Raw genomic sequence first — 1906 nt, 5'->3', positions numbered from 1 at the left:
CTGTAGGTGGTGCGTGCCTTGAGCTTGTCGGGTCCTTCGCGGCCTTTCTCACGGATCCAGGTCTCGGTCTTGTAGAGCCCAGCGATACGCAGCAGGCCGTCCTCGACCGCGTCATCGGTTCCCTGTGCCTTCTCGAAGTGGCGACGGGTGTGCGCCCAGCATTCGGCGTGGGTCACTCCCGGGCGCTTCTCGGCATAGCGGGCGTAGGAGGCGTTGCCGTCGGTCAGCAGCACGCCCTCGAAATGGTTGCCCAGCACCGTGTCGATGTGGGCCTTGGCACGTGATGGGGAGAAGGTGAAGCTGATCTCGTCGTGGTCGCCATACAGCGGCCAGAACCACGCCTCCTGCATCTTGCCCTTGGCCTTGCGGCCCGCCTTGACCGGCGTCTCGTCCATGGCCAGCACCTGGCTTTGCAGCACGTGCTCCAGCTGGGCCAGGTGGATCGGCGACAACAACGCCGCGGCCCGCGCCACCTGCTGGGTCAGCGTGGTGCGGCTGAGCTGGATGCCGGCCTGCTGCAGGCGCTGATGCTGGCGGTAGAGCGGCAGGTGGTAGCAGAACTTGTCGACCAGCAGGCCGGCGATGAAGCTGACGTCGGCCAGGGAGCCGTCGAACAGCGTGGCCGGCGCCGGCGTTGCCTGGGGCTGCGACGCCTTGCTGACCTTGACCACCGGGCAGCGATACTCCAGCACCTCGAAGCTGGCCCGGCGCTGCGCCAGACGGAAGGTGCTGCGCGTGGCGATCACCTCGATGTCGTCCTGCGTCACGCCCTCCGGCAGCTCGGGCGCCACCTCGATGACCTTGACCGGTACCGAATCGTCGAAACGTAGTCCGGTGTCGTTGACGGCATTCTGGCGCGTCTTGCGCGGCGGCGTCTTGGCGGGTGGGGTATCGTCATCCGGTTCGGGTGGTGGAGCCGCCGGCAGATCCTGCAGGCTACCGAGCAGACTCTGTTGCACAGCCGGGTCGATGGTCAGCAGGCGCTCCGACTTGCGACCGAACAGCTGCCGCTTGAACCAGTCGAGCTGGCGTTGGAGCGACGCATTCTCTGCCCTGAGGACCGAGTTATCGGCCAGGGTCTGCTGGTATTTCTGTTCCAGAGAAAGCGTTGTCACGAGGTAATAATTCCCGATGAATCAGACGGTTATTTTACCATGCCATCAGGCTGCTGACACCTTGGGATGCCAGCGTTTGCGGCGTTTCGTGACCACCAGGTCGAGCCCCTCGATCAGCGCTTCGAACTCGGCAGGGCTGAGCGTGATGGCTTGGCCTGAGGAGACCGACAAAGCGGCGAAACGCCCGCGCTCCAGGCGCTTGCTCCACACGCAGTAGCCGCCGGCCTGGAAGTACAGGCACTTGAGCTGGGTGCGCCGGCGGTTGATGAAGATGAAACCGTGGCCGCTCAGCGGATTCTGGCCCAGCTGTCGGCGAACCAGGGCGGCCAGGCCATCATACGAGCAACGCATGTCGGTGGGCTGGGTGCACAGCCAGAGCGTGATCGGCGGGCGCATCATGCCCCCCGGCGAAAGCGCAGACAGACACCATCGCCCAGGTCGAGCTCGATCTCCCAGCCGCGAGGCGCATCATCGACGGCATCCTCCTCCGGCACTGACACGGGTGCGAAGAGCGCCGACTCGGCAGCCATGTGATAAGGCATTGGCGCCTCGCCGGCCAGTCGCCGCTTCCAGAGCTTGAAGGAGCTGACGGGGATCCCTGTCTGGCGGCAGAAGGCCTGCTGGGAAAGGCCGCTACGGGACTGCTCGTCGACCCAGGCCTGCCATTGCGAGGCGGGGTGGCGGGAGTGGCGTCGCTTCGACATGGGAACTGATTCTCCGTCGGTGGATGACGGGATCAGCGTAGGGGGGCAGGCCACCTCGGGAAACCACGCGCCAGAATGGCCGCTTAC

Annotated in this window: 3 protein-coding genes; all 3 read right to left on the bottom strand. The window is 65.5% G+C overall.

What is annotated here, in order from left to right; all coding sequences use genetic code 11:
• A partial coding sequence (tnpC, locus tag LWH48_RS18000; protein ID WP_232913663.1) for an IS66 family transposase occupies nt 1-1115 on the bottom strand: 1115 nt, incomplete at its 3' end.
• A 45-nt stretch (nt 1116-1160) separates the two neighbouring features.
• Nucleotides 1161-1511, bottom strand: a complete 351-nt coding sequence (gene tnpB / locus LWH48_RS17995) for an IS66 family insertion sequence element accessory protein TnpB (RefSeq protein ID WP_232913662.1) — start codon at nt 1509-1511, stop codon at nt 1161-1163.
• On the bottom strand, nt 1511-1819 hold the full coding sequence (gene tnpA / locus LWH48_RS17990) for an IS66 family insertion sequence element accessory protein TnpA (RefSeq protein WP_232913661.1): 309 nt from the start codon (nt 1817-1819) through the stop codon (nt 1511-1513). The genes tnpB and tnpA overlap by 1 nt, the downstream gene beginning before the upstream one ends.
• Nucleotides 1820-1906: the final 87 nt, after the last annotated feature.

The organism is Halomonas sp. G15 (genome assembly GCF_021282295.1).
GTDB lineage: Bacteria > Pseudomonadota > Gammaproteobacteria > Pseudomonadales > Halomonadaceae > Halomonas > Halomonas alimentaria.
This window is presented reverse-complemented; position numbering and strand designations above follow the sequence as displayed.